At 67.4% G+C, this 24637-nt stretch carries 23 protein-coding genes and 1 tRNA gene; 15 read left to right on the forward strand and 9 right to left on the reverse strand.

Translation table 11 applies throughout. The annotated features are described in order from the left end of the window. Positions 1-103: 103 nt before the first annotated feature. Entirely contained in the window at positions 104-268 is a 165-nt protein-coding gene (locus tag C8J26_RS20320) for a hypothetical protein (RefSeq protein ID WP_167398755.1), read from the reverse strand. Positions 269-696: 428 nt separating this feature from the next. On the opposite strand from C8J26_RS20320, the gene C8J26_RS01060 reads away from it, so the two are divergent. The 6 genes from C8J26_RS01060 to C8J26_RS01085 all read left to right on the forward strand — a co-directional run bounded on the left by C8J26_RS01060 (position 697) and on the right by C8J26_RS01085 (position 9431). Next, positions 697-1140 carry a helix-turn-helix domain-containing protein gene (locus C8J26_RS01060; protein ID WP_234422499.1) on the forward strand — a complete coding sequence of 148 codons (444 nt, stop codon included), beginning with the start codon at positions 697-699 and terminating at the stop codon, positions 1138-1140. Between the two features lie 233 nt (positions 1141-1373). After that, the gene (locus C8J26_RS01065; protein ID WP_167398756.1) at positions 1374-2387 is read left to right on the forward strand and encodes a hypothetical protein; all 1014 of its coding nucleotides are present in this window, start codon (positions 1374-1376) and stop codon (positions 2385-2387) included. An 11-nt stretch (positions 2388-2398) separates the two neighbouring features. Continuing rightward, on the forward strand, positions 2399-2872 hold the full coding sequence (locus C8J26_RS01070) for a DUF11 domain-containing protein (RefSeq protein ID WP_107956390.1): 474 nt from the start codon (positions 2399-2401) through the stop codon (positions 2870-2872). Between the two features lie 71 nt (positions 2873-2943). After that, entirely contained in the window at positions 2944-4095 is a 1152-nt protein-coding gene (locus C8J26_RS01075; RefSeq protein ID WP_056419177.1) for a DUF11 domain-containing protein, read from the forward strand. A 70-nt stretch (positions 4096-4165) separates the two neighbouring features. Beyond that, the gene (locus C8J26_RS01080) at positions 4166-9184 is read left to right on the forward strand and encodes a DUF11 domain-containing protein (RefSeq protein WP_107956391.1); all 5019 of its coding nucleotides are present in this window, start codon (positions 4166-4168) and stop codon (positions 9182-9184) included. Positions 9185-9203: 19 nt separating this feature from the next. Continuing rightward, complete coding sequence (locus C8J26_RS01085) at positions 9204-9431, forward strand: hypothetical protein (protein WP_056419170.1); 228 nt, start codon at positions 9204-9206, stop codon at positions 9429-9431. Positions 9432-9927: 496 nt separating this feature from the next. On the opposite strand, the gene C8J26_RS20325 is transcribed toward C8J26_RS01085, so the two are convergent. Together C8J26_RS20325 and C8J26_RS01090 are read right to left on the reverse strand one after the other, a co-directional pair. Next, positions 9928-10080, reverse strand: coding sequence for a hypothetical protein (locus C8J26_RS20325; RefSeq protein WP_165391702.1), 153 nt, complete (start codon positions 10078-10080; stop codon positions 9928-9930). 71 nt (positions 10081-10151) lie between these two features. Next, positions 10152-10238: transfer RNA gene (locus tag C8J26_RS01090), tRNA-Leu, on the reverse strand. A gap of 123 nt (positions 10239-10361) precedes the next feature. Here C8J26_RS01090 and C8J26_RS01095 point away from each other — a divergent pair. Then, the gene (locus tag C8J26_RS01095; RefSeq protein ID WP_425275386.1) at positions 10362-11726 is read left to right on the forward strand and encodes an MATE family efflux transporter; all 1365 of its coding nucleotides are present in this window, start codon (positions 10362-10364) and stop codon (positions 11724-11726) included. Here the strand turns inward: C8J26_RS01095 and C8J26_RS01100 are convergent. Continuing rightward, positions 11723-12550 (reverse strand): MJ0042-type zinc finger domain-containing protein, encoded by an 828-nt coding sequence (locus C8J26_RS01100; RefSeq protein WP_107956392.1) that lies wholly within the window; start codon positions 12548-12550, stop codon positions 11723-11725. The two genes, C8J26_RS01095 and C8J26_RS01100, sit on opposite strands and share 4 nt — an antisense overlap. 164 nt (positions 12551-12714) lie before the next feature. Here C8J26_RS01100 and ftsE point away from each other — a divergent pair, with 164 nt between their 5' ends. Genes ftsE through C8J26_RS01120 form a run of 4 tightly spaced genes read left to right on the forward strand, consistent with a single transcriptional unit; the run spans position 12715 to position 15537 of the window. Further along, positions 12715-13434, forward strand: coding sequence for a cell division ATP-binding protein FtsE (ftsE, locus tag C8J26_RS01105; protein WP_107956393.1), 720 nt, complete (start codon positions 12715-12717; stop codon positions 13432-13434). Further along, the gene (locus tag C8J26_RS01110) at positions 13431-14327 is read left to right on the forward strand and encodes a cell division protein FtsX (RefSeq protein WP_107956394.1); all 897 of its coding nucleotides are present in this window, start codon (positions 13431-13433) and stop codon (positions 14325-14327) included. Before ftsE ends, C8J26_RS01110 begins: the two co-directional genes overlap by 4 nt. Beyond that, on the forward strand, positions 14324-14860 hold the full coding sequence (locus C8J26_RS01115; RefSeq protein ID WP_056419155.1) for a YdcF family protein: 537 nt from the start codon (positions 14324-14326) through the stop codon (positions 14858-14860). Before C8J26_RS01110 ends, C8J26_RS01115 begins: the two co-directional genes overlap by 4 nt. Beyond that, on the forward strand, positions 14857-15537 hold the full coding sequence (locus C8J26_RS01120; protein WP_107956395.1) for a lysophospholipid acyltransferase family protein: 681 nt from the start codon (positions 14857-14859) through the stop codon (positions 15535-15537). Before C8J26_RS01115 ends, C8J26_RS01120 begins: the two co-directional genes overlap by 4 nt. A gap of 116 nt (positions 15538-15653) precedes the next feature. On the opposite strand, the gene C8J26_RS01125 is transcribed toward C8J26_RS01120, so the two are convergent. Further along, entirely contained in the window at positions 15654-16562 is a 909-nt protein-coding gene (locus C8J26_RS01125; protein ID WP_107956396.1) for a prephenate/arogenate dehydrogenase family protein, read from the reverse strand. Continuing rightward, positions 16562-17659 carry a histidinol-phosphate transaminase gene (gene hisC, locus C8J26_RS01130; protein WP_107957000.1) on the reverse strand — a complete coding sequence of 366 codons (1098 nt, stop codon included), beginning with the start codon at positions 17657-17659 and terminating at the stop codon, positions 16562-16564. Before hisC ends, C8J26_RS01125 begins: the two co-directional genes overlap by 1 nt. Before the next feature lie 176 nt (positions 17660-17835). Here hisC and metX point away from each other — a divergent pair, with 176 nt between their 5' ends. The 4 genes from metX (at position 17836) to C8J26_RS01150 (ending at position 20467) form a co-directional block, all read left to right on the forward strand. Then, entirely contained in the window at positions 17836-18975 is a 1140-nt protein-coding gene (gene metX, locus C8J26_RS01135; protein WP_107957001.1) for a homoserine O-acetyltransferase MetX, read from the forward strand. Continuing rightward, positions 18972-19406: a GNAT family N-acetyltransferase gene (locus C8J26_RS01140; RefSeq protein WP_107956397.1), complete on the forward strand. Its 435-nt coding sequence runs from the start codon at positions 18972-18974 to the stop codon at positions 19404-19406. Before metX ends, C8J26_RS01140 begins: the two co-directional genes overlap by 4 nt. Continuing rightward, positions 19403-19990, forward strand: coding sequence for a methionine biosynthesis protein MetW (gene metW / locus C8J26_RS01145; RefSeq protein ID WP_107956398.1), 588 nt, complete (start codon positions 19403-19405; stop codon positions 19988-19990). The genes C8J26_RS01140 and metW overlap by 4 nt, the downstream gene beginning before the upstream one ends. Positions 19991-20086: 96 nt before the next feature. Beyond that, complete coding sequence (locus tag C8J26_RS01150; RefSeq protein WP_107956399.1) at positions 20087-20467, forward strand: response regulator; 381 nt, start codon at positions 20087-20089, stop codon at positions 20465-20467. Here C8J26_RS01150 and C8J26_RS01155 read toward each other — a convergent pair. The 3 genes from C8J26_RS01155 to feoB form a co-directional block, all read right to left on the reverse strand. Beyond that, a complete protein-coding gene (locus C8J26_RS01155) occupies positions 20464-21963 on the reverse strand; it encodes a sensor histidine kinase (protein WP_107957002.1) in 1500 nt (499 codons plus the stop codon). The genes C8J26_RS01150 and C8J26_RS01155 overlap by 4 nt on opposite strands. Positions 21964-22001: 38 nt before the next feature. Continuing rightward, positions 22002-22592, reverse strand: coding sequence for a single-stranded DNA-binding protein (gene ssb, locus C8J26_RS01160; protein ID WP_107956400.1), 591 nt, complete (start codon positions 22590-22592; stop codon positions 22002-22004). A gap of 170 nt (positions 22593-22762) precedes the next feature. After that, positions 22763-24637 (reverse strand): ferrous iron transporter B, encoded by a 1875-nt coding sequence (gene feoB / locus C8J26_RS01165; RefSeq protein ID WP_107956401.1) that lies wholly within the window; start codon positions 24635-24637, stop codon positions 22763-22765.

The following is a 24637-nucleotide window of genomic DNA, read 5'->3' on the forward strand; positions in this document are numbered from 1 at the left end:
AATGAGGATGTTCCGGTATCCGTGGAGAGCAGTCCGCGGCCGTCGGTCGTCGCGGTCCCTCGCGCGCCTGCCCCTGCCTCGCCTGTGACGTGCGACGGCAGCGTCAGTCGCGGCTGACGCTTTCGAGATGGTCGTGTCCGACCCCGTATTTCTCCTCGACCAGCGACATGGCGAACCCGACATAGGCGGCGATCGCGTGATCGTCCGAGGTTTCCAGCGCGGCGCACGCCTCCTGCAGCAACGCATAAATTCGTGACGCGGCCATCATTCGGTCCCTCTTCAAACTGACGCCGCCCAGCAGACACGATTTCGCCCGGCGTCCTGGCGACCCAAGAAAAGTATACCATAGTATTGAATGGCCACAAACGCCGGGATTGCGCGAAATCAATACAAAATAACCCATAATGGGTTTGGGTAACAAAGTAAATAAAACCGGAATGGTGTGTAATCAGCGTTTAACTGGCAATTCTTACGCTGCATTTCGGGGCTATCCCGGATATACTGCATTTTTACATGGTAAACGGTGACAATCATGTCATGCTATGTGCAGATTTTTGGGTAGGGAATTGGCAGTAAGTACGCTGTCCCGGACAGGTGACACAATGGCGGTGCGAGCGATCCGGTGAGCGGGAGCCGGAGACCGCATTTCGCGTTGGAGACGGACAGAGGGAGTGATTGGTGAAGAACGAGTCGGTAGTGGATTTGATCAAGGACCTGACCGCCAAGCTTTCGGCGGTTGCGGAAGAATTCAACGGCCGTGTCGCCCATGCTGCCGATCCGGCGCCGACCAGTACCGAACCCAGCGAAACCGATCTGGTCGAACAGGCGCAGGCCGTGCTTGCCGAACGCCGGCTGCGGCGCCGGTTCCTGCCGTCCGAGCTGTTCCACGAACCGGCCTGGGACATGATGCTCGCGCTGTTCGTGTCGCGCGACGAACGCCAGCCGATGAACATCAAGGCACTGGTCAGCATGTCCGACGCGCCGGTGACCACCTCGCAGCGCTGGATCGAGCATCTGCACAAGCTGCGGCTTATCGACCGCGTGATCGATCCGACCGATCGACGGCGTGTCGAAATCTCGCTGAGCTACGATGGCGAGCAGGCGATGCGCGGTTATCTCCGGGCCCTGCTCCTTCGCTGACAAGTTCATTCTGGGGCAAGCCTGGTCTCGACTGCCGAGATCCGGTTGATGCCGGTCGCATGGCAAATCGGATCAAATGTTAGTCACGAAGACACTATAACCGGTTTAGTATCAAATCTGCAATTTTTGCTATTAAAACATACCGTTACGATTTTGTAGCATTTGATTAAGCTCGAATGCTCGATTTGTTCCCCCAACAACAAGTGGGGGGCACATTGCGTTCAGACGTCGTCTTGAAGGTCCGTGACACCGCACGCCGAGCATGCGCCGACGTCGCCGCGCCGGTTGCGATCGTCATGGCGGCGAGCGTCTTCGCCGTTGCGGTTCGCCCGTCTATAGTCCGTGCGGAGACGCTGGCGGGCACGCCGATCCTCAACACCGCCAATCTTCGCTACGATCTGGAGGGCGCGTCGCGCTCCATCGCGTCGAACACGGTCACGCTGATCGTTGCCGAGCGGCTCGACACCCGGCTGGTCCGCGAAGGGCAGGGGGCGGTCGTCGTTGCGCCGTCGCCCGCGGCGCCGACGATCGTTCCGTTCGTGTTGACCAATGCCGACAACGGCACCGAATCCTTCGTCCTCGAAACGCGGCTGTCGTCCCCGGCGATCACGCTGCAGGCGCTCGCGATCGATGCCGATGGCGACGGACGCTATGATCCCGCGGTCGATACGGCGCTGGTCGACGCGACGGTGCCGGCGCTCGCCCCGGGCCGGTCGATCACCGTGTTCGCGATCCTTGCCGGCACCGCGGAGCGCCCCGCGGCGGATGCCACGCTGACCGTTACCGCGCGCGCGCTGACCGGATCGGGCGCGCCCGGCACGGCCTATGCGGGACTCGGCGACGGTGGCGGCGACGCAGTCGTCGGGCCGACCGGGGCCAGCGCCAGCGTCGTCGTGCCGCTGACCAGCGCGATTGCCGGCCCCGTGCTGGTCAAGTCGCAGTCGGTCCGCGCGACCGACGGATCGCAGACCGCGGTGCGCGATTCGGTCATCACCTACACGCTCGAGGCGCGCTTCACCGATGCGGTCAGCGGCGCGCGGATCGCCGATCCGATCCCGGCCGGCACCGCCTTCGTCCCCGGCAGCCTGACGCTCGACGGCGCGCCGCTCAGCGACGCCGCCGACGACGATGCGGGCCGCTTCGACGCCGCCGGCGGCACTGCCCAGGGCCCGGGCATCGCCGTCGCGCTGGGGCAGGTCGCCGCCGCGTCGGTCCACGTCGTCCAGTTCAAAGCAAAGATCCAATGAGGAGCAAAGTCATGATTACGCGTCCGATGATTGCCGCCGTCCTGGTGGCCACCACGGCGGTCGCTTCCGCCGCGGCGGGGCCACTGCAGGTGACCAGCAGCATCCTGGTCGAGGCGCGCGCCGCCGCCGCCGACGGCACCACGCGGATCGCGCTGGTGAAGCCGTCGAAGGTGACGCCGGGCGACAAGGTGATCTTCGTGGTCAGCTACCGCAATACGGGCACGCAGCCGCTGGGCAACGTGGTGCTCGACAACCCGCTGCCGCGGCAGGTCGCATATCGCTCGGCCAATCCAGGTTCGCCCGCGCCCGACGTGTCGGTCGACGGCAAGACTTTCGGCTCGCTCGAAACCCTCCGCGTCCGCAGCCTCGACGGCAGCACGCGCGCGGCGAGCCCGAACGATGTCACCAGCGTCCGGTGGCGCCTCGCAAGCCCGTTGGCGGCCGGTTCGCAAGGTCAATTCGCGTTCCAGGCCGTGCTCAAATGATCGCGTCTCCCACCACCACCACCACCACCACCACACCACCCACACCAACCACCTAAGAGGTAGATTTAGACATGCATGCAAAAGGGGTAATTCGCACGCTGATGGCCGGTACGGCCGCCGTCGTGGCAATCGGCATCGCGACCGGCACGGCGAGCGCACAGGCGCAGGCACCGGGGCCCGCGGGCACCGCGGCCGGCACGACGGTCACCAACACCGCGCAGGCCAGCTATTCGGTCAACGGCGTCCAGCAATCGGCGACGTCGAACGCGGTCAACTTCGTGGTCGATCGCAAGGTCAACCTGACCGTCACCGCCAACCAGCCCGCCAACACACCGGTCTCGATCGGCCAGACCGCGGCGGTGACGACGTTCAAGGTGACCAACAACACCAACGGCACGCAGGATTTCCTGCTCTCGCCGACCCAGCTGCCGATCCAGAACCTGTTCGCCGGCGACAATTTCGACGTGGAGAACATCAAGATCTTCGTCGATTCGAACGGCAACGGCACCTATGACGCCGGTGTCGATACCGCGACGTACATCAACGAACTCGGGGCCGATCAGTCGGCGATCGTGTTCATCGTCGCCGACATACCCAACAACCAGGCCAATGTGCTCGCCGGCGTCACGCTGATCGTACAGGTCGCGGCGGGTGGCGATGCGGCGGCGCAGGGGCTGCCGCTGGCGGTCAGCGTCGGCGCGAACAACGACACGGTCGTCGACGTGGTCTTTGCCGACAATGATTCGGACGGTCTCGGTCTCGACGTCGCGCTCAACGGACAGGGCCGCGCGTCGCTCGGCTATGAGATCACCACGCGCAACGTCGCCTTGACCGTCGCCAAGTCGCAGCTGGTGCTGTCCGATCCGATCAACCTGGCCATCGCGCCAAAGGCGATCCCGGGCGCGGTCGTGCAATATTGCCTGATCGTCAACAACGGCACGGTCGGCACTCCGGCGTCCAACGTCACGCTGAGCGACGTCATCCCCGCCAATACCACCTATGTCGCCAACTCGATTTCGATCGGCGCGCTCGCGCTCGGCCAGACGTGCCTGCTGACGGGGATCGTCGGCGGCGTGCCGCTGGCGGACGATGGAACGATCACCGTGCCGGTGCTCAACTTCACCGGTTCGTACAATGCGAACACGAAAACGGTGAATGCGACGATCCCGACGCTGCTCGGCGGTACGTCGGTCGCGGCGACCTTCCGGGTCACCATCAACTAAATCCCACCCCTCGCGAACAAGGAACGACCGATCCCGGCGCGTGGCGACGCGTGCCGGGAAAGGGGCCCTTATGTCCAGCTCCCGTCGCCTCTTGCGCCTGTGCGCCCTCATTCCGACGCTGTTGCTCGGCCCCGCCCTTGGTGTGGTCCCGGCGACGGCGCAGACGATTCGTGTCCAGAATACCGCAACGCTGTCGTTCGACGACGCGGCCAGCGACTCCGGGATACGAACCGTCCCGTCCAACACGGTTTCGCTCGACGTGAACCGCGGCAAGCGTCCGACGACGCTCTCCTTCCGGCTGGCACCGCCCAATTACGCGTTCACCGGGGCAAAGTGTCAGACCGCGCCGACCTATGCCTTCACCCCCGCGCCGATCGACGGGGCCACCTTCGCGGCGGCGCCCCGGGTCGCGGCGCTCGACGTCAAGGCGGACATGATCCTGGTGCTCGACAACCAGGCCGGCAACCGGGATCCCGCGGTCCGTGAAACGTCGATGATCACCGCCGATATCGGCGAGAACAAGGTCATGCTGACGCTGACCGAGACCACGCCCGACAGCGGCATCTTCGCAGGCGGCGTTCCCTCGACCGAAACCGGCCGATACCCCGAACTCGAACCCTGCGAAGTGCGCACCCGCGGCGCAAAGATCACGCTCAGCTTCACCGAGGACGAGTTCAGCTTCGGCTCGACCGCGTCGATCCTGATCGATCCGGCCGGCTATACCTTCGATTCACGCACCGGCGCGCTGGTCGACGGCGCGACCGTGACGCTGGTCGACGAGGCCGGGCAGCCCGCCACCGTGTTCGGCGACGACGGCGTCAGCCGCTATCCCTCGACGATGGTGACGGGCGAGAGCGTCACCGATGCGAGCGGGCGAGTCTATCCCGGCGAAACCGGGCGCTATCGCTTTCCGCTGACCGCACCCGGCCGCTATGCCCTGAAGGTCGCGCCACCCGGCACCTATATCGCGCCCTCGACCGCCGATCGCGCGGCGCTGGCGGCGCTCAGGGACCCGAAGGGCGCCGCGTTCATCCTCAAGGACGCCAGTTTCGGCGAGATATTCACGCTGTCGACGCCCGAGCCCTTTTCGGCGGACATCCCGCTCGACGCCCCCGGCAGCGGCGCGCTGCTGCTGACCAAGATCGCCTCCGTCCGCGAGGCGGCGCCGGGCGATTTCGTCCAGTATCTGCTGCGCATCACCAACCGCGATTCGGTCCCCGCGCGCGGACTCCGCGTCGCCGACACGCTGCCGCGAGGGTTGCGCTACGAGCGCAGGTCCGCGCGCGGCGGTGACGAGCCGACCGTCTCCAGCGACGGCCGCACCCTCGATTTCGCGATCCCCGTGCTCGCCGCGGGGGCCACGACCGAGCTGAAATACGTCGTCAGCATCGCCCCCGGCGCCCCCACCGGCGAAGCGCTCAATCGCGCGCGCGTCATCGGGCAGGGCAGCGTCGCCAGCAACGAGGCGGCGGCATCGGTCCGCCTGCGCCCGCTGCTGTTCACCGACGCGATGACGATCATCGGCCGCGTGACCGAGGGGAATTGCGGCGATCCGGTCGACAAGCGCAAGGGCGTGCCCGGAATCCGCCTGCTGATGGAGGACGGCACGTTCGTCTCGACCGATCGCGACGGGCTGTACCATTTCGAGGGCGTCCGCGCCGGCCGTCACGTCGTCCAGATCGACACGTCGAGCATCCCCGCGACGCACGAACCGGTCGCCTGCGACATCGATACGCGCCAGGCGAACAGCCCGATCTCGCGCTTCGTCGAGGGCGATGGCGGCCTGCTCAAGCGCGTCGACTTCCAGCTCAAGCCGACCGGCAAGGTCGCCGCTGCGAACGCCGCGCTCCCCGTCGCGATCCTCGACGACGCCACCGCCGCGGGCAGCCGCGACTGGCTCGGTGCCGGCCAGACTCCGGGAATCGACTGGCTGTTCCCCGCCGCCGACCACAACCCGCGCGCGCCGATCGTCCGTGCGGTCGTCAAGCACATGCCCGGCCAGCGTGTCGCGCTCACGATCAACGGCAAGCCGGTCGAGCCGCTCGCGTTCGACGGCACCGACCTGCGCGACGGGACCGAGATCGCGGTCTCGCGCTGGACGGGTATCCCCTTGATCGATGGCGACAATCGCATCCAGGCGCGCGTGCTCGCCGCGGACGGCAGCGTCGTCAAGACGATCGACCGCAGCGTCTATTATGCGGGTGCAGGCGTCCGCGCGGTGGTCGACGCGGCCAGCAGCCGCCTCGTCGCCGATGGCCTCACCCGCCCGCTGATCGCGGTGCGAGTCACCGACAAGACCGGCCGTCCGGTCCGCGCCGGTACGCTCGTCCCGTTCACCGTCGACCAGCCCTATACCGCCGCGGTCGAGGCCGAGCTCGAACAGGGCCGCCAGCTTGCCGGTCGCGAACGGTCGTCGACGACCGCACAGGTGGTCGGCGATAACGGCCTGGCCTTCATCGCGCTCCAGCCGACGACCCAGGCGGGCGCGGTCCACGCGATCGTCTCGCTGACCGAAGACAAGGTCGTCCACCGCAACGAGATTCGCGCCTGGCTCGCCGCGTCTGCGAAGGACTGGGTCGTGGTCGGGTTCGGCGCGGGCTCGATCGGCTATGACATGCTCAGCAAGCGCCAGTCGGGCCTGCCGCGCGCGCAGCGCAACAGCGTCGTCACCGACGGCCAGCTCGCCTTCTACGCCAAGGGGCGCGTCAAGGGGTCGTGGCTGGCGACGATCGCCTATGACAGCGACCGCAAATACGACCCCGATCGCGGGCTGCTCGGCACGATCGACCCCGATCGCTATTACACCGTCTATGGCGACGGTTCGCGCCAGGGCTATGACGCCGCGACCCGGCGCAAGCTGTACCTGCGGCTCGAGCGTCGCGAATTCTACGCGCTGTTCGGCGATTTCGAGACCGGCTTCACCGACGCGCAGCTGACCCGCTACAACCGCACGCTCAACGGCGTGAAGACCGCCTATGAAGGCAAGCGGGTGCGCGCGACCGGGTTCGCCGCCAACACCGACACGCTGTATTCGCGCGACGAGATCCAGGGCAACGGCCTGAGCGGTCCGTATCGCCTGTCGGGGCGCAACATTGTCCCCAACAGCGACAAGCTGCGGCTCGAGACGCGCGACCGCTTCCGCTCCGAGCTGATCGTCGCGACGACGCAGCTCACCCGTCACATCGACTATGACATCGACACAGGCATGGGCACGGTCCGCTTCCGCCAGCCGATCCTCAGCCGCGACAGCAATCTGAATCCGGTCTTCATCGTCGCGGATTACGAGGTCGAGGGCGGCCGTTCGGCCAAGCTGGCGGCCGCCGCGCGCGTCGCGACCAAGCTGGCCGAGGGCCGGGTCGAGGTCGGCGTCGCCGCGATCCGCGACGAGACCGCCGGCACCAACGCGACCGTCCTCGGCGCCGACATCAAGGCGCGCGTCGGCGCGGGCACCGAACTGCGCGGCGAGATCGCCAAGGGCGGACGCGGCGGGCTCGGGCAGGGCTTGGCGTATCTCGCCGAGGTCGATCATCACGGGACCAGGCTCGACCTGCTCGCTTATGCCCGCCAGCAGGATGCATCCTTCGGCGTCGGCCAGCAGAATCTGGTCGAGGCGGGCACGCGCAAATTCGGGCTCGACGGCCGGTTGCGGCTGACCGACCGGATCAGCGTGACGGGTCTCGTGTGGCACCAGCAGCAGCTCGCCAGCGCGGGTAACCGGACCGCAGGCGATGTTCGGATCGAATATCGCCGCGACACGGGTACGATCTTCGTCGGCGGGCAATATGCGGCGGATCGTGGGCTCGACGGCAAGGACCGCGACAGCCGGTTGCTCACGCTCGGCGGTACGCAGCTGCTGTTCGGTGACAAGGTGACGCTGACCGGCCAGACCCAGTTCGCACCCGGCGGGGATGCCGACAGCGTCGATTTCCCGGTTCGCCACCAGATCCAGCTCGCCTACCGGATCAAGCCCGGCATCCGCCTGATCGGCGGGTATGAGATCGCCAATGGCGACGGCTATGTCGCGCATACCAAGCAGTTCGGCGTCGACGTCGCGCCCTGGACCGGCGCCAAGCTGATGAGCACGCTCAACCAGCAGGCGATCGGCGAGAATGGCGCGCGGACCTATGCGCAATACGGGCTCAGCCAGTCGGTGCCGCTCGGCAAGAACTGGACGGTCGACGGGACGCTCGACGCCAGCAACACGCTCAAGGGCGCGATACCCGAGGGCGCGGTCGTCAACGCGTTCCAGCCGGTCACCTCGGGCGGCTATGTCGGCCAGGACCAGACCAATGGTGATTATGCCGCGGTGACGCTGGGGGCGACCTATCGCCAGGCGCGCTGGTCGGTGAATGGCCGGCTCGAATATCGCAACGCCGACAGCGGCGATCGCTGGGGGCTGACCACCAATTTCCTGCGCACGCTGGGGCAGGGCAAGACGCTCGCGTCGAGCATCAAGGCGTACACGATCACCGACCGGAGCGGCGCCGTCGCGACCTATGCCACCGCCGACGTCGCGCTCGCCTTCCGGCCGCTCGACAGCCGCTGGTCGCTGCTTGAACGGCTCGAACTGCGGCATGAAAGCGCGGATGCGGGGTTCTCGGACTCCAACGTGCTGGGCGTGCCGGCCTATGGCGGCGGCCAGCAGGTGACGTCGCGGATCATCAACAACCTCGCGGTGAACTATCGCACCGGCCCCGAAGGCCTCGGCCATGGCACCGAGGCGACGCTGTATTACGGCGCGAAATACGTCGCGGGGCGGTTCGCCGACGACACCTATGACGGGTATATCGACGTCACCGGGTTCGAACTGCGCCACGATATCGGCACGCGGTTCGACGTCGGCGTCAGCGGATCGGCGCAGCATGCCTGGTCGCGCGGCGCCTGGTCGTGGAGCGGCGGGCCGTCGGTCGGCGTGTCGCCGGCGCAGAACACGTGGATCAGCGCGGGCTACAACGTGTCCGGCTACCGCGACCGCGATTTCGAGGACGACCGGTACACGCGGCAGGGACCGTACGTCACGATGCGGCTGAAATTCGATCAGGCGACGATCGGCGGCGCGACGCGCGCGCTGTTCGGCGGACGGCGATGATCCACAGGGAGAGAGACAGATGACGCCACCGCGCGATTTCGCCGATCACGGCCCGTGCGTCGAGGAGCTTGCCCGCGAATTCGCCAAACAGGATGCGGCGAGCAGCGAGGCACTGATCGAGACGCTGGCGACCCAGGCGATCCGGCAATGGCGGCTCGACGATGCGACGTTCTGGCAGCGAGTGAAGTTCCAGGCCCGGATGATTCGCGCACGGCATGGGTCGGGGGCTGCGATAAGCCGGCACTAGATCCTCCCCCTTGCGGGGGAGGATTGCAGCGCGACCTAATCTTGTCGGTGGTAAGCTTTACTGAGGCCTCCGTCATCCTGACGAAAGTCAGGACCCAGGGTTCCAGGCGTCGTCCTTCACGACACTGGATCCTGACTTTCGTCTCGATGACAGTCGTTTGAACCGAGACCGCCACTCTACCGCGCCGTCTACGTCCCGTCGGTGGTGAGCTTCACCGTGCTATCCGTCATCCTGACGAAAGTCAGGATCCAGAGTTTCGAGGCGTCGTCCTTCACCGCCCCGGATCCTGACTTTCGTCAGGATGACGGTGGCTTGGAACGAGGCCGCCGCCCTACCGCGCGACCTACACCTCGTCGGTGGTCAGCTTGACCGTGCTCTCCGTCATCCTGACGAAAGTCAGGATCCAGAGTTTCAGGCATCGTCCTAACGGCTCTCGGTCCCGACTTTCGTCAGGATGACGGTGGCTTGGAACGAGGCCGCCACCCTACCGCGCGACCTATACCTCGTCGGTGGTCAGCTTCACCTTGTTGGGCAGCTTCTTCCCCTTGGTCCGGCGCGAGGGCAGCTGGACGGGGTTCTTCTTCTTCCACTGTGCGAACGTCATCGGGCCCTCGGGCGTGTCGATGATCGTGTCGTCGATCGAACTCATGGCTGTTCTCCTCCCGAGACCGGAACGAAACGGGTGGCCCTCGAAAGGGATGCTCTATCTGTCAGGAAAAATGGTGCGGCCAAGAAGACTCGAACTTCCACGGGCTTTCGCCCACAACGACCTCAACGTTGCGCGTCTACCAGTTCCGCCATGGCCGCCCATGAAACATAACCGGGCGGACCCGGCAGCTGGTAGGCGAGCGCCACTAGCAAGGCTTTCGGGTTCACGCAACGGCCTTTGCGCGCGCTTTGCGATAAAGTCCGCATCCGGTACCGCAAACCATGCCCAACGTCCTTTTCTCGACCGATACCAGCGCCGAAACGCGACGTTTGCTGGCGCTCGCCTGGCCGGTGATGCTGACCAGCCTCAACTGGACGATCCTGCATGTCACCGACGTGATCGTGGTCGGGCTGGTCGGCGCGCATGAGGTGGCGGCGCTCGGCGCGAGCCGCTCGCTGACGTTCATCGCGATCGTCACCGGGCTGGCATGGCTGTCGGGCGTGCTCGTCCATGCCGCGCGCGCCGATGGCGCCGGCGATCTGCCGCGTACCGGGCAGGTGCTGCGCGAGGGCCTCGTCCTCGGGCTGCTGCTGGGGCTGGTGGTGGGCGGCGTCATGCTCGCCTTCGCGAACGCGATGCTGGCCGGGATCGGCGTCGCGCCCGCACTGGTCGCGCCGGCAGGGCGAGTCGTGCGCGTGATGGCGCTCACCTATCCGCCGCAATTGATGATCGTCGCCGCCAGCTTCTTCCTGGAGGGTGTCAGCCGGCCGCGCCGGGTCGCGGTGGTCAACCTCTCGATCCTGCCGCTCAATGCGCTGCTCGCCTGGGCGATGTCGGGCGGGCATCTCGGCTTTTCGCCGATGGGCGCGGTCGGTGCCGCGACCGCGACCGCGATTGCCTCGGGTCTCGGCGCGGTCGGGATGATCGCCGCCGCCCTGAGCGTGCCGCGCGCGACTGAGCGCGGCGTCCGGCGGCTCGACCTGGCGGCGTGGCGCGGTGTGCCCGCCGGGATCGTCGCGCTTGCGGTGTTCGGGATCGTGCCCGCGATCGCCTCGGGGTTGGAGCTTGCGGGCTTCTCGATCCTGATCGCGCTGTCGACCCGGTTCGGCGACGATGTCGCGCATGCGTTCCAGATCGTCTTTTCGGTCCACAACGTGACGTTCGGGTTGGCGTTGGGGCTCGGCTCGGCCTGCGGGGTCCGCGTCGGCAACGCGGTGGGCGAGGGCGATCCGAAGGCTGGGATCGTGCGCGCGCTGATCGCCACCGGCCTGTCGATGCTCGCGCTGGGGCTGTGCGGGATCGTCCTGGTCGTCGCGCGCGGGCCGATCGTCGCGGCGTTTCCGGCCGATCTCGCCACCCACGGCGTCGCGCTGGCGATGCTGCCTTTATGGGCGCCGTTCATCCTGTTCGACGGCGCGCAGGTCGTGCTGGTCTATGCGCTGCGCTCGCTCGGCGATCAGGTGGTGGCGGGCGCGAACAGCATTATCGCCTATTTCGTCGTCACCGGCGGCGCGGGCTGGTGGATGGTGCATGCGGGCGTCGGACCGATGGCGCTCGTCTATGCCTCGGGGCTGGGCATGGTCACCGCCGCGCTGCTCCACGCAGCCCGGTTCTGGATTGTCCGCCGCCGACTGCACATCGACTAGCGGGTCGCCTCGCCCGCAAAACTCAGCTCCAGCCGCTTCGAATTTGCGGGAACATTCAGTGTCGCCGAATTAAAATCAATCGCCCCACCCGGCGCCAGCGTCCGCTGCTGCGGAGTGATCGTCCAGCTGTACACGAGCCTGCCCTGCGCATCGCGGAGTTCCGCGCGGATGTCGGGGACTCGCTGGCGCTGGTCCGAAGGATTGGTGACCTGCCCACTTACCGCGAACAGTTCTGAGCCATTGTCCAGCTCGCGCCGTTCGATCGGGTTGTCGCGAAGCCGGAGCGGCGTTTCGTCGCTCTGGCTGCCGAGGCCCAGCTTGGCCGCAACGCCCGGTGCGCCGAGATAGACGATCGCCGACGCCGCAATCAGCATCAGCAACCCGGCGAGCACCGCGACGATCGTCCAGCGCCGCGTGATATTGCGGCGCGGGCGGAACGCAATCTGGTCGGAAATCGGCGGGAATGTCGGCGCGTCATAGCTCGGTGCCGCAAAGGCCGGCGCTTCATAGGACGGAGGCGTAAAGGCGGGCGGGGTGGCAGGAGCAGGCGTCACCGGCGCCGCGGCCACGGGCGTAGCGGCGCCGAATGGCACGAATCGGTCAGCAGGCTCGGTCACCGACGCGCGCGGCAGAGGCGCCAGCGGCGGCGGTGCGGGCGCAAGCGGGGTTGGTTCGGGCAGGTCGAGCGCATCCTCGGCCGCCGGCGTGGCGGCCTGGAACCAGCTGTGCCGGCAATTGGCGCAGCGTACGGTCCGACCCTCGGTCCCGATCGCGCTGTCGGGCACCAGATAGCGGGTGCTGCACTCGGGACATTGGAGGATCATGGATACGCTTCACCAGCGGCCGCCGGAGCGCGACCGTTCTTGTGCCGAATAAGCACGCTGTCCGCATATGTGGCAAGCTTGAAGCGGCGCGCGCTTTCATGCGAAAGCGCCGATACGGGCATTGGCACGGGCATCAAGCGGGCGAGAGCGGGCGCAACCACGTCATGGCGAATATCGTCCAATTCGAAAATGTCGGGCTTCGCTACGGCACGGGACCGGACGCTGGGCCGGAGACGCTGTCGGACGTCAGCTTCACTCTGCGCAGCGGCGCGTTCTATTTCCTCACCGGTGCCAGTGGTGCCGGCAAGACCTCGTTGCTCAAGCTCCTGTACCTCGCGCAACGCCCGACCCGTGGCGTCATCCGGCTTTTCGGCGAGGATGCGGTGGTGTTGTCGCGCGATCGTCTGCCCGGATTCCGGCGACGGATCGGCGTGGTGTTCCAGGATTTCCGGCTGGTCCCGCATCTGTCAACCTGGGACAATATCGCGCTGCCGTTGCGCGTGGCGGGGATGCCCGAGGCGGATATCGAGCAGCCGGTGCGCGAGATGCTTGCCTGGGTCGGGCTCGGCGATCGTGCCGATGCGCGCCCGGCGACGCTGTCGGGTGGCGAGCAGCAGCGGGTCGCGATCGCGCGCGCGGTGATCGCGCGGCCCGAGATCCTCGTCGCGGACGAGCCGACCGGCAATGTCGATCCCGATATGGCCGAGCGGCTGCTGCATCTGTTCGAATCGCTCAACAAGCTGGGCACGACCGTGGTGGTCGCGACGCACGACTTCCACCTGCTCGGGCGGATCCCGGGCGCGCAGATGATGCGGCTCGATCGTGGGCGGCTCCTCGATCCGACGGGCTCGCTGCGCTATCCGCCGACGCGGCCCGATCCATGAGCGGCGCCACCAAGGCACGGTCCTCGGCCGAACGGCGCGTGCTCGACGAAGCGGGCGGGCTGCGCGCGATGACATGGGTGATGGCGATCATGCTGTTCCTGACGATGCTCGCCGCGGCGCTGGGGCTGGCGACTGCGGGGGCGGCGCGGCTGCTGGATCGGCAGCTGGCGGGGCGGTTGACGGTGCAGATCGTCGAGGGTGATCCGGTGCGACGGGACGGTGCCGCGGCGCGGGTGCTCGCGGCGTTGCGGGCGATGCCCGGGGTGGCACGCGCCGTGCCCGTCGACCGCGCGGACCTCACGCGGTTGCTGCAACCCTGGCTTGGCGCGGACGGCGCCGATCCGCAATTGCCGGTGCCGGCGATGATCGATGTTGACCTTGGCGATTCGGGTGAGGCGGCGGCCGTGCGCGTCGCCGCCGCATTGCGCCGGTTCGGGCCGGCGATCCGAGTCGATCGCCACGAAAGTTGGATGTCGCCGGTCAACGACGTGATGCGCACGCTCACCTTTCTCGCGCTCGCGCTGGTGATGCTGATGGCAAGCGCGACGGCGGCGGTCGTCGTGCTCGCCGCGCGCGCGGGGCTCGAGACGCACCGCGCGACGATTGGGGTGATGCACATGCTCGGGTCGACCGATCTTCAGGTCGCGCGGCTGTTCCAGCGGCGGATCGCGCTCGACGCGATGATCGGCGGCGTCGGCGGCGGGCTCGCCGCGTTGCTGGTGGTCGCGTTCATCGGCGTCCGGCTGCACGGCCTTGGCTCCGAACTGCTCGGCGGGGTGACGCTCGGCGGGATCGACTGGATCGCGCTTGCGCTGCTGCCGGTCGCGTTCGTCGTGCTGGCGACGCTCGCTGCGCGCGTGACGATCGTCCGCGCGCTGAGGCATATCCTGTGATCGTCCGGCTGCTTGGCATCATGGGGCTTGCCTGGGCGTTCGGTTTTGCCGTGTTCATGCTGATGCTGCCCGAGCCGCTGAACGGCTTCACCTCCGACGCGATCGTCGTGCCGACCGGCGGGCCGGGGCGGATCGACCGTGGCCTCGCGCTGTTGCGCGATCACCAGGCTAAGCGGATGCTGGTTACCGGCGTCGCGCCCGGCGTGAGGCCGATCGACCTCGCGCTCGAATATCGCACGTCGCCGGCGGTGTTCGATTGCTGTGTCGACCTGGGTCGCGAGGCGGTCGATACGCGGTCGAATGCCGAGGAGACCGCGCGGTGGGTGCGCGTGCACAAATACCGTTCGGTGCGGCTGGTGACGTCGGACTGGCACCTCGCGCGGGCGCGAATGGAGTTGGCGGCGGCGCTTGACACGTCGGTGGTGATCCTTGGCGACGGGGTGCCCGGCACGCCTCGGCTGGGGACGCTGGTCAACGAATATAACAAGTTGATCCTTCGCCGGATCGCGTTGTGGATTGGATTTGGCGGATGATTTGGCTGCGCAACTGGGCGTTCATGCTCGTTTTCTACTCAGGATCGGTGCCGATCGTGGTGAGCGTGCCGATCTCGGCGCTGTTCGGGTCGCGCGCGGTGATCGTGCATTCGACGATCTGGACTCGGTTCCACCGCTGGTGCGCGCGCGTGATTCTCGGCGTGCATGTCCGGATCGAGGGGACCAGGCCGACCGAGCCGGCCTTTTATGCCTGCAAGCACCAGGCGATGTTCGAGACGCTCGAGCTGCAGCGAATGCTCGACGGCCCGGCGATCGTGCTCAAGCGCGAGCTCGCCGATATTCCGGCCTGGGGGTGGGCGGCGCGGCGCTACGGCGCGATCGTCGTCGACCGCGAGGCGTCGGCCAAGGCGATGCGCAGCATGATGCGCGAGGCGACCGCGGCCAAGGCGACGGGCCGCTCGATCCTGATCTTCCCCGAAGGCACGCGGGTATCGCCGGGGGAGCATCCGCCGCTCAAGCCCGGCTTTGCGGGGCTGTACCGCGCGCTGAAGATGCCAACGGTGCCGATCGCGTGCGACAGCGGGCTGGTGTGGCCGAAAAAGGGGCTGAAGCGGCCCGGGGTGATCACCTTCCGCTTCGGCGAGGTGGTGCCGCCGGGCCTGCCGCGCGAGGAGGCGGAGGAGCGGGTCCATGCGGCGATGAACGCGCTGGATTAACATCCCACCACCCCGGCGAAGGCCGGGGCCCAAATGGGGGACGTGGCGAACGGGCGTTGCGCGTCGTTACATGGGCCTACCCAATTGGGCCCCGGCCTTCGCCGGGGTGGGGAATTTCACTCGTGCGTGCGGCCGAAATCCTGGACGTCGTCGTCCTGGCCCTGTTCGACGATGCTCCGGCGGATCGCGCGGGTCCGCGTGAAGAGGTCGAACAGCGCGTCCCCGTCGCCCCAGCGGATCGCGCGCTGGAGCTGGCTCAGATCCTCCGAGAAGCGCTGGAGCATTTCCAGCACCGCCTCGCGGTTGTTGAGGAAGATGTCGCGCCACATCGTCGGGTCCGACGCCGCGATCCGCGTGAAATCGCGAAAGCCGCCCGCGGAATATTTGATGACCTCCGACTGAGTCACCTCCTCGAGGTCACCCGCGGTGCCGACGATCGTGTAGGCGATCAGATGCGGCAAATGGCTGGTGACGGCGAGGACGCGGTCGTGATGCTCGGGCGCCATCGTCTCGACCTGCGCGCCGAGCCGGCGCCAGAATTCGGCGACGCGCTCGACCGCGACCGCATCCGCGCCTTCGGGGGGCGTGACGATGCACCAGCGGTGGCGAAACAGCGTCGCAAAGCCCGCTTCGGGGCCGCTCCGTTCGGTACCGGCGACCGGATGCGCCGGGATCACCGTCGCGCCCGGCAGCGCGTCGGTCAGCGCGCGGACGATCTCGGCCTTGCAACTGCCGACGTCGCTGACGATCGCATCCGTTGGCAGTTCGGCCACGAACTCGCGCGCGACGTCGCCCATGATGCCGACCGGCACGCAGAGGATCACGAGGTCCGCGTCGATCACCGCGGCCCCCGCCGAGTCCGCGACGTCGTCGCAGAACTGCAACCGGTCCGCGGCTTCACGCACGCCCGCATCGGCGTCGTAGCCGGTGACGCGGACCGTCGGCATCGTTTCCTGCACCGCGCGCGCCACCGACGAGCCGATCAGCCCCAGCCCGATGATCGTGACGCGCGCGAACGGCAGCATCAGGCCCGCTCGACCAGGTCGCGCAGCGCCGCGGTGACGCCGCGCGTCTCCTCTTCGGTGCCGATCGTGATGCGCAGCGCGTTGGGCAGCCCCTGGCTTGGCAGCCAGCGGACGATGTACCCCGCCTCCATCAGCCCGTGATAGGCGGCGTCGGCGGTCAGGTTGCCCTCGAACAGCACCAGCACGAAGTTCGCCTTCGACGGCACGCAGCGCAGCCCCGCATTGCCCATCTGGCCGATCTGCTCGACGAACCAGCCGCGCCACGTGTCGTTGTGCGCGCGGGTCGCATCGACGAAGCCGGTGTCGGCGAGCGCGGCGACCGCGGCGGCCTGGCCGGCGGTGGTCACGTTGAACGGCGCGCGAATGCGGTGCATCGCGTCGATGATCGGCGCGCAGGCATAGCCCCAGCCGATCCGCTCGGCGGCCAGCCCGTGGATCTTCGAGAAGGTCCGCGTGACGAGCACGTTTGCCTCGGTCATCGCCAGCGCGAGCCCCGCATCGTCCTCCTCGGGCGACAGATATTCGGCATAGGCCTGATCGATCACCAGCAGCACCGACCGCGGCAGCCCGGCATGCAGCCGCGCGATTTCCGCGCGCGGCGTGAACGTGCCGGTCGGGTTGTTCGGGTTGGCGACGAACACGACGCGGGTGCGCTCGGTGACCGCGGCCAGGATCGCATCGACGTCGGTCGCATAGTCGCGGTCGTCGACGATGACGGGCTCGGCGCCGACGCGGCGCGTCGCGATCTCGTACACCGCGAAACCATAGCGGACATGGATGATCTCGTCGCCGGGGCCCGCATAGGCGCCCGCGACGAGATGCAGGATCTCGTCGGAGCCGGTGCCGTAGATGACGCGCGCCGGATCGAGGTCGTACTGCGCCGCCAACGCCTCGCGCAATTCGACCGCGCCCGCATCGGGATAGCGTTCGAGCGTCCGGTCGGCGCCGTCGAACGCGGCCTTCGCGGCGGGGCTGGTGCCGAGCGGATTCTCGTTCGACGACAGCTTGATCACCTTGCGGCCATCGTCGGTCGTCGAGCGGCCGGGCGTGTACGGCGCGATCCCCATGATCCAGGGCTTCGGCGCGGGTGCGGGCATGATGTTTGTCATGGCCGCGGGGCATAGCGGGCACGGTGCCGCGGTGGCAAATGCTTGTGTGTCCCGGTGGCCTCGCGGACGCGAGGTTTCGCTCCCGTCATCCTCTCTCCACGGGGAGGATCGCGGATCTGGACGCCGCGCTGGTGTGACAGCCGCCGCTTATGGTAGCGCGCGGCATGCTCGATCCTGCGACCATCGACCCCGTGACCGACCGCCGCTTCGGCCTCGCGCGCCGCGTCACTTTGCCGGGGCCGCTCAGGCTCGATGGCGGCGTGCTGCTGTCGCCGGTCGATATCGCGTACGAGACCTATGGCACGCTGAACGCCGACGCCTCGAACGCGATCCTGATCTGCCACGCGCTGACCGGCGACCAGCACGTCGCCTCGAACCACCCGCGCACCGGCAAGCCCGGCTGGTGGACGCGCATGGTCGGCGAGGGCAAGCCGATCGACCCCGCGCGCCATTTCGTCGTCTGCGCCAACGTGCTCGGCAGCTGCATGGGCTCGTCCGGCCCCGCGACGGTCAACCCGGCGACCGGGCGGCCCTGGGCGATGGCGTTTCCGGTCATCACGATCCGCGACATGGTCCGCGCGCAAGCCATGCTGCTCGATCATCTCGGCGTCGGCGTGCTCCACGCGGTCGTCGGCGGATCGATGGGCGGCATGCAGGCGCTGAGCTGGCCCGCGACTTTCCCCGAGCGCGTGAAGGCGTGCGTCGTGATCGCCTCGACCGCGCGCCACACCGCGCAGAACATCGCCTTCCACGAGGTCGGGCGCCAGGCGGTGATGGCCGATCCCAATTGGCGCGGCGGTGACTATCACGACGATTCGGCGCCGACCGCGGGGCTCGCGGTCGCGCGGATGGCGGCGCACATCACCTATCTGTCCGAAGCCGGCCTGACCGAGAAATTCGGCCGCCGCCTCCAGGCGCGCGACGCGAAATCGTTCGGGTTCGATGCCGATTTCCAGGTCGAGAGCTATCTGCGCCACCAGGGCCTCGCCTTCACCGACCGGTTCGATGCGAACTCGTACCTCTACATCACGCGCGCGATGGATTATTTCGATCTCGCCGAGGAGCATGGCGGGCTGCTCGCCAACGCCTTCCGCGCGACCAGATCGCGGTTCTGCCTCGTCAGCTTCGACACCGATTGGCTCTATCCGACGGCGGAGTCGCGTGCGATCGTCCAGGCGCTCAACGCCGCCGGCGCGCCGGTCAGCTTCGTCGAACTGTCTAGCCCGTATGGCCACGACGCATTCCTGCTCGAGGCGCCCGATCTCAACCGGGTCGTCGACGGATTTCTAAGGGCGGGGCGATGACCATCATCCTTTCGGACGACGCGAGCCGGTTGCAGATCGACCGCATCCACGGGTGGCTGGCGAGCAGCTACTGGTCGCCGGGGATCGAGCGCGCGCTCGTCGAACGCGCGATCGCCGGATCGCACTGCCTCGGCGCGTACCGCGACGACGAACAGGTCGCCTTCGCGCGGATGATCACCGATCATGCGACGTTTGCATGGCTGGCGGACGTCTGGGTTGAGGAATCGGTGCGCGGGCAGGGGCTGGGGCGGCGGATGGTCGGCTGGTTCCTCGATCATCCGTTATTTGCCGGGCTGCGGCGGATCGGGCTCGTCACCGCGGATGCGCACGGCGTCTATGCGGGGCTCGGCTTCCACCCGCTGGTCCGCGCCGATCGCTATATGGAGCGCCTCGCCCCCGGGCTTGCCGATCAGTTACGGACCGCACCATGACGTTACGCACCGATCTCGCCGTCATCGCCGAGCATGTCGCGCAGGGCAGCCGCGTGCTCGATATCGGCTGTGGCGACGGCGCGCTGATGGCGGCGCTGCGCGACACGCGCGGCGTCGACGCGCGCGGGCTGGAGCTCGACGCGCGTAACGTCGCCTCCGCGGTCGCCCGCGGGCTGTCGGTGATCCAGGGCGATGCGGACATCGATCTGGCGGGCTATCCCGATGCGAGCTTCGACTATGCGATCCTCAGCCAGACGCTGCAGACCGCACGCGCGCCCGATCTGGTGCTCGATCATCTGCTGCGGATCGGACGGCGCGCGTTCGTCAGCTTCCCCAATTTCGCGCAGTGGCGAGTCCGGCTGTCGCTGCTGTGGGGGGGCCGGATGCCGGTGACGCGGCAATTGCCCGAAAGCTGGTACGACACGCCCAATATCCACCACGTCACGATCGACGATTTCCGCAGCTTCGTGAAGGCGCGCGGCATCATCGTCGAGGACGCGTGGTTCCTGTCGGGCGAGACGCGCACCGGCGCGGGCACCGCCAATCTTCTGGCCGAGCACGCCGTCTTCCTGCTGCGGCGGTGAAACCGCTGCGGCAAAAATGTAACACGCCGCCGGTAAATACTGACTTATGTTAAGATTGACAGGGAACTCATCGGTTAGCGACTGGTTACCTCGCCGATGACCAACACCGCCCTCATTGTCGAAGACGAGATTTTCGTCGCACTCGACCTCGAGAGAATCCTCACCGACGCCGGGTACGACGTCGCGGGAATTGCGGCTGACCGCGAGAGCGCGATCGCGGCGGCGCCCGGGTGCAGCTTCGCCTTTGTCGATATCAATCTGCGCGACGGACCCACCGGTCCTGAAATCGCCAGGCGGATGGCGGCGGATTACGGCGTCAAAGTCGTGTTCGTGACGGCCAACCCCTCGCAGATCGGGGATGCGGAATGCCTTGGCTATATCCGCAAGCCGTTCAGCGATGCCGCGATACTCGCCGCCGCCGCGCTCGCCTGCGACGAGGAGAGCGTCGTCCATGACGACGTCATCCGCATCCTCTAACGGCTGAACGCCGCCTTCGGGATATCCAGCGCGACGGTCAGGCCCGACCCGTTCCACCGACGCTCGATCGTGCCGCCAAGCTGCCGCACCGCGCTCATTTCGATGAGCTGCGTGCCGAAACCGGCGGGCGTCGTCGGTTCGGTCACGACCGGCCCACCCTCCTCGCACCAGGTCAGCGTCACGGTGGCGTCGTTCGCGGCCACGGTGATCCGTACCCTGCCGAGTTCGGTGGCGAGCCCGCCATATTTGGTCGCGTTGGTCGCCAGCTCGTGGAACAGCAAGGCGAGCGGCGTGGCCGAGCGATCGTCGATCGTCACATCGTCGCCCGATACCGTCACGCGCCGGCCATCGACACGCTGATAGGGCTCGAACAGCTCTTCGAGCAGCCCGTGCAGGCTGTTCTGCGCAGCGGTGGGACGCGAGTTCGCGCTGTGCGGCCGGACGAAGTCGTGCGCCCGGCCCAGCGCGGTGATGCGGTGGCGCAGGTCGGTCGCGATCGGTGCGAATTCGGGCTTCCCGCGCGCGGCGAACGCGATCAGCCCGGCGATCACCGCGAAGATGTTCTTGATGCGGTGGCTCAGCTCCTGGCTGATGACCTCGCGCTCTTCATAGGCGAGCTTCTGTTCGTGGATGTCGGTGCACGTCCCGAACCAGCGCAGGATCGCGCCGCTCTCGTCGCGGACCGGCAGCGCGCGGCCCAGCACCCAGCGATAGGTCCCGTCGAAATGCCGCAACCGGTATTCGATCGCATAGGGCGCGCCGGTGTCGAGCGACTGGCGCCAGATCGACCATGCGCGATCCTGGTCTTCGGGGTGGAACATGCCGTTCCATCCCTCGCCGTCGGTGGTGCCCGCGGGCGCACCGGTAAACTCGTACCAGCGCGCGTTATAATAATCGTGGAAGCCGTCGGGCAGCGTCGACCACACCATCTGCGGCATGGTGTCGGCCAGCGTGCGGAACTTCAGGTCGCTCGCTTCCAGCGTGCGCCGCGCCTCGGTCTCGGCAAGGGCTTGCTCGCGTGCGGTGCGGCGATCGTCGAGCCGCCCCATCGCCGCCTTGGCGAGTAAGGTCAGCCCATCGCGCTGGAACCGCGTCAGCCCGTCGCGGGCGTCGGGCGCCAGCACGCACAGGGCCCCGAGCGGAACGCCTTCGCTCGAGACGAGCGGCGCACCGGCATAGAAGCGGACATACGGCGCGCCGGTCACCAGCGCGTTGTCGGTGAAGCGCGGATCGGTGCGCGCGTCGGGCACCTCCATCACGTCATGATGGTGCATCGCGTGCGCACAGAACGACATGCTGCGCGGCGTCTGTTCGAGATCGGTGCCGGTGCGCGAGAGGAACCGCTGATATTCCTCCTCGACGAGGCTCAGCAACGCAACCGGTGCGCCGCACAATTCGGCCGCGAACGACACGATGTCGTCCAGCTGGCCTTTGGCACGCGCACCGGCGATGTCGTAGGCCGAGATCACGCGGGAGCGCTCGGCCTCGTCGAACAAAGCGGTCGTTGGAACGGAATACGGCGTCGTCACGGACCTTAGAACGGCACGTCGTCGTCGAGATCGTCCGAGAAGCCGCCGGTCTGGCCGAAGCTGCCGCCGCGCGCGCCGCCACCGCCGCCCGAGGGTGCGCTGCCGCCACGGCCGCCGCCGCCGTAACCGCCGCCGCCGCCCGACGAACCACCGCCGAAGTCGTTGCCGCCGCCACCACCGGCCCAGTCGTCGCCGCCGCCGCGGCTACCGCCGCCACCGCCGCCGCCGCCGCCCTGGCCGCCGTTCGGGCCGTCGAGCATCGTCAGCACGCTGTTGAAGCCCTGCAGCACGATCTCGGTCGAGTATTTGTCCTGGCCCTGCGCGTCCTGCCATTTGCGGGTCTGGAGCGCGCCCTCGATATAGACCTTGGAGCCCTTGCGCAGATACTTTTCCGCGACGTTGGCGAGGCCCTCGTTGAAGATGGCGACCGAATGCCATTCGGTCTTTTCCTTGCGCTCGCCCGACATCTTGTCCTTCCAGGACTCGGACGTCGCGATGCGCAGGTTGACGACCTTGCCGCCGTTCTGGAACGCCTTGCTTTCCGGATCGCGACCCAGATTGCCGACGATGATGACCTTGTTGACGCTGCCTGCCACGAACCCAGGACTCCACTAGTAAGGTTTGATTGCTCCAACGAGCATGAACGCATAGAAGGTAACGGCGTAGGACCTGGGTGCAAATTACCCGATGGATTGGGTGATCGCTTCTGGGGAGAAGGACCAGGACCTACGCCTTGAACGGATTTGGACTCCGCTCAGTGCATCACCTACAAACCAGCGGCTACCGCTAACCAGTATGTGATACCGGCCATGATGTACGCGGCGGCGAACAAATAGCCAACCATGAACGCCGGCCATTTCCACCCGTTTGTCTCGCGGCGGGTGACGGCGATCGTCGAAATGCACTGCGGCGCGAACACGAACCACATCAGGAAGGCGAGCGCGGTGGGCAGGCTCCAGCGGCCGCGGAGGTTCTCGACCATCGCCTTGCCGCCCTGGTTGCTGTCGGGATCGTCGATCGCATAGACCGTGCCGATCGCCGCGACCGCGACCTCGCGCGCGGCCATCGCCGGGATCAACGCCAGCACGATGTCGCGATTGAAACCGATCGGTGCGAACACGGGGGCGATGCCGTTGGCGATCCGGCCGGCGATCGAATAATCGACCGCGGAGATCTTCGGCGCACCCGCGGGCTGTTCAGGCGGCTTGGGGAAGCTCAGCAGCACCCACAGGATGATCGTCGAGGTCAGGATGATGCCGCCCGCGCGCTTCAGGAAGATCTGCGCGCGGCTCCACAGCCCGATGCCGACGTCGCGCCACTGCGGCCATTGGTATTTGGGCATCTCCATCATGAAGCCCGACGACACGCCCTTGGTGACCGTCCGGCGCAGCACCAGTGCGGCGACGAACGCGCCGACGATCCCCATCACGTAGAGCCCGAGCATCACCAGCCCCTGCAACCCGACGAAGGGGAGGACCTGCGTGTTGGGAATGAACGCGCCGATGATCAGCGTGTAGACGGGCAGCCGCGCGGAGCACGTCATCAGCGGCGCGATCAGGATCGTCGTCAGCCGGTCCTTCTCGTCGTCGATCGTCCGAGTCGCCATGATGCCGGGGATCGCGCAGGCAAAGCTCGACAGCAGCGGGATGAACGCACGCCCCGACAGCCCGACGCTCGCCATCACGCGGTCCATCAGGAACGCCGCGCGGACCATGTAGCCGCTCGCCTCGAGCACGAGGATGAAGAGGAACAGGATCAGGATCTGCGGCAGGAACACGATCACCGCGCCGACCCCCGCGATCACGCCGTCGACCAGCAGCGAGCGGAGCAGCGACGGGGCGAGTTCGGCCGTCAGGAACGCCTGCAACGCGGTGAACCCTGCGTCGATCGCGTCCATGAACGGCTGTGCCCAGCTGAACACCGCCTGGAACATCAAGAACATGATCGCGAGCAGCAGGATCGGCCCGGCGACGGGGTGCAGCGCGACCGCGTCTAGCATGTGCGTCCAGCGGCGGACGGTCGTTTCTGATACGGTCGCGGCGGTTGCGATCTGGCGCGCGCGGCGCTGGAGCGTGACGATGTCGTCCTGCACGCTGCCGTCGGACTTGCGCAGCCGCATCGGGCCGTTGATGACGATGCCGGAGAGCGCGGCCTTGAGTTCGTCGAGGCCCCGTTTGCGCACCGCGACGGTCGGGATCACGCGCACGCCAAGTTCGCGTTCGAGCACCTTGGGATCGAGCTTCAGGCCGTCGCGCTCCGCGAGATCGACCATGTTGAGCGCGACCACCACCGGCAGGCCGAGCGCGATCAGTTGGAGCGTGAAGCGCAGGTGATTGTCGAGATTGGCGGCGTCGACGACGACGACCAGTGCGTCGGGCAGGCGCTCGCCATCCTGCGTGCCCGTGACGACGTCGCGCGTGACGCGCTCGTCGGGGGAGGAGGGCTCGAGGCTGTACGCGCCGGGCAGGTCGACCAGTTCGACCGGCCGCCCGTCGTCGAGCATCAGCCGCCCGACCTTGCGTTCGACCGTGACGCCCGGATAATTGCCGACCTTCTGCCGCGCACCCGTCAGCGCGTTGAACAGCGCACTCTTGCCGGCGTTGGGATTGCCGACCAGCGCGACCAGCGGTGCTGCGTTCAT

This window comes from Sphingomonas aurantiaca, from assembly GCF_003050705.1.
Classification (GTDB): Bacteria; Pseudomonadota; Alphaproteobacteria; order Sphingomonadales; family Sphingomonadaceae; genus Sphingomonas; species Sphingomonas aurantiaca.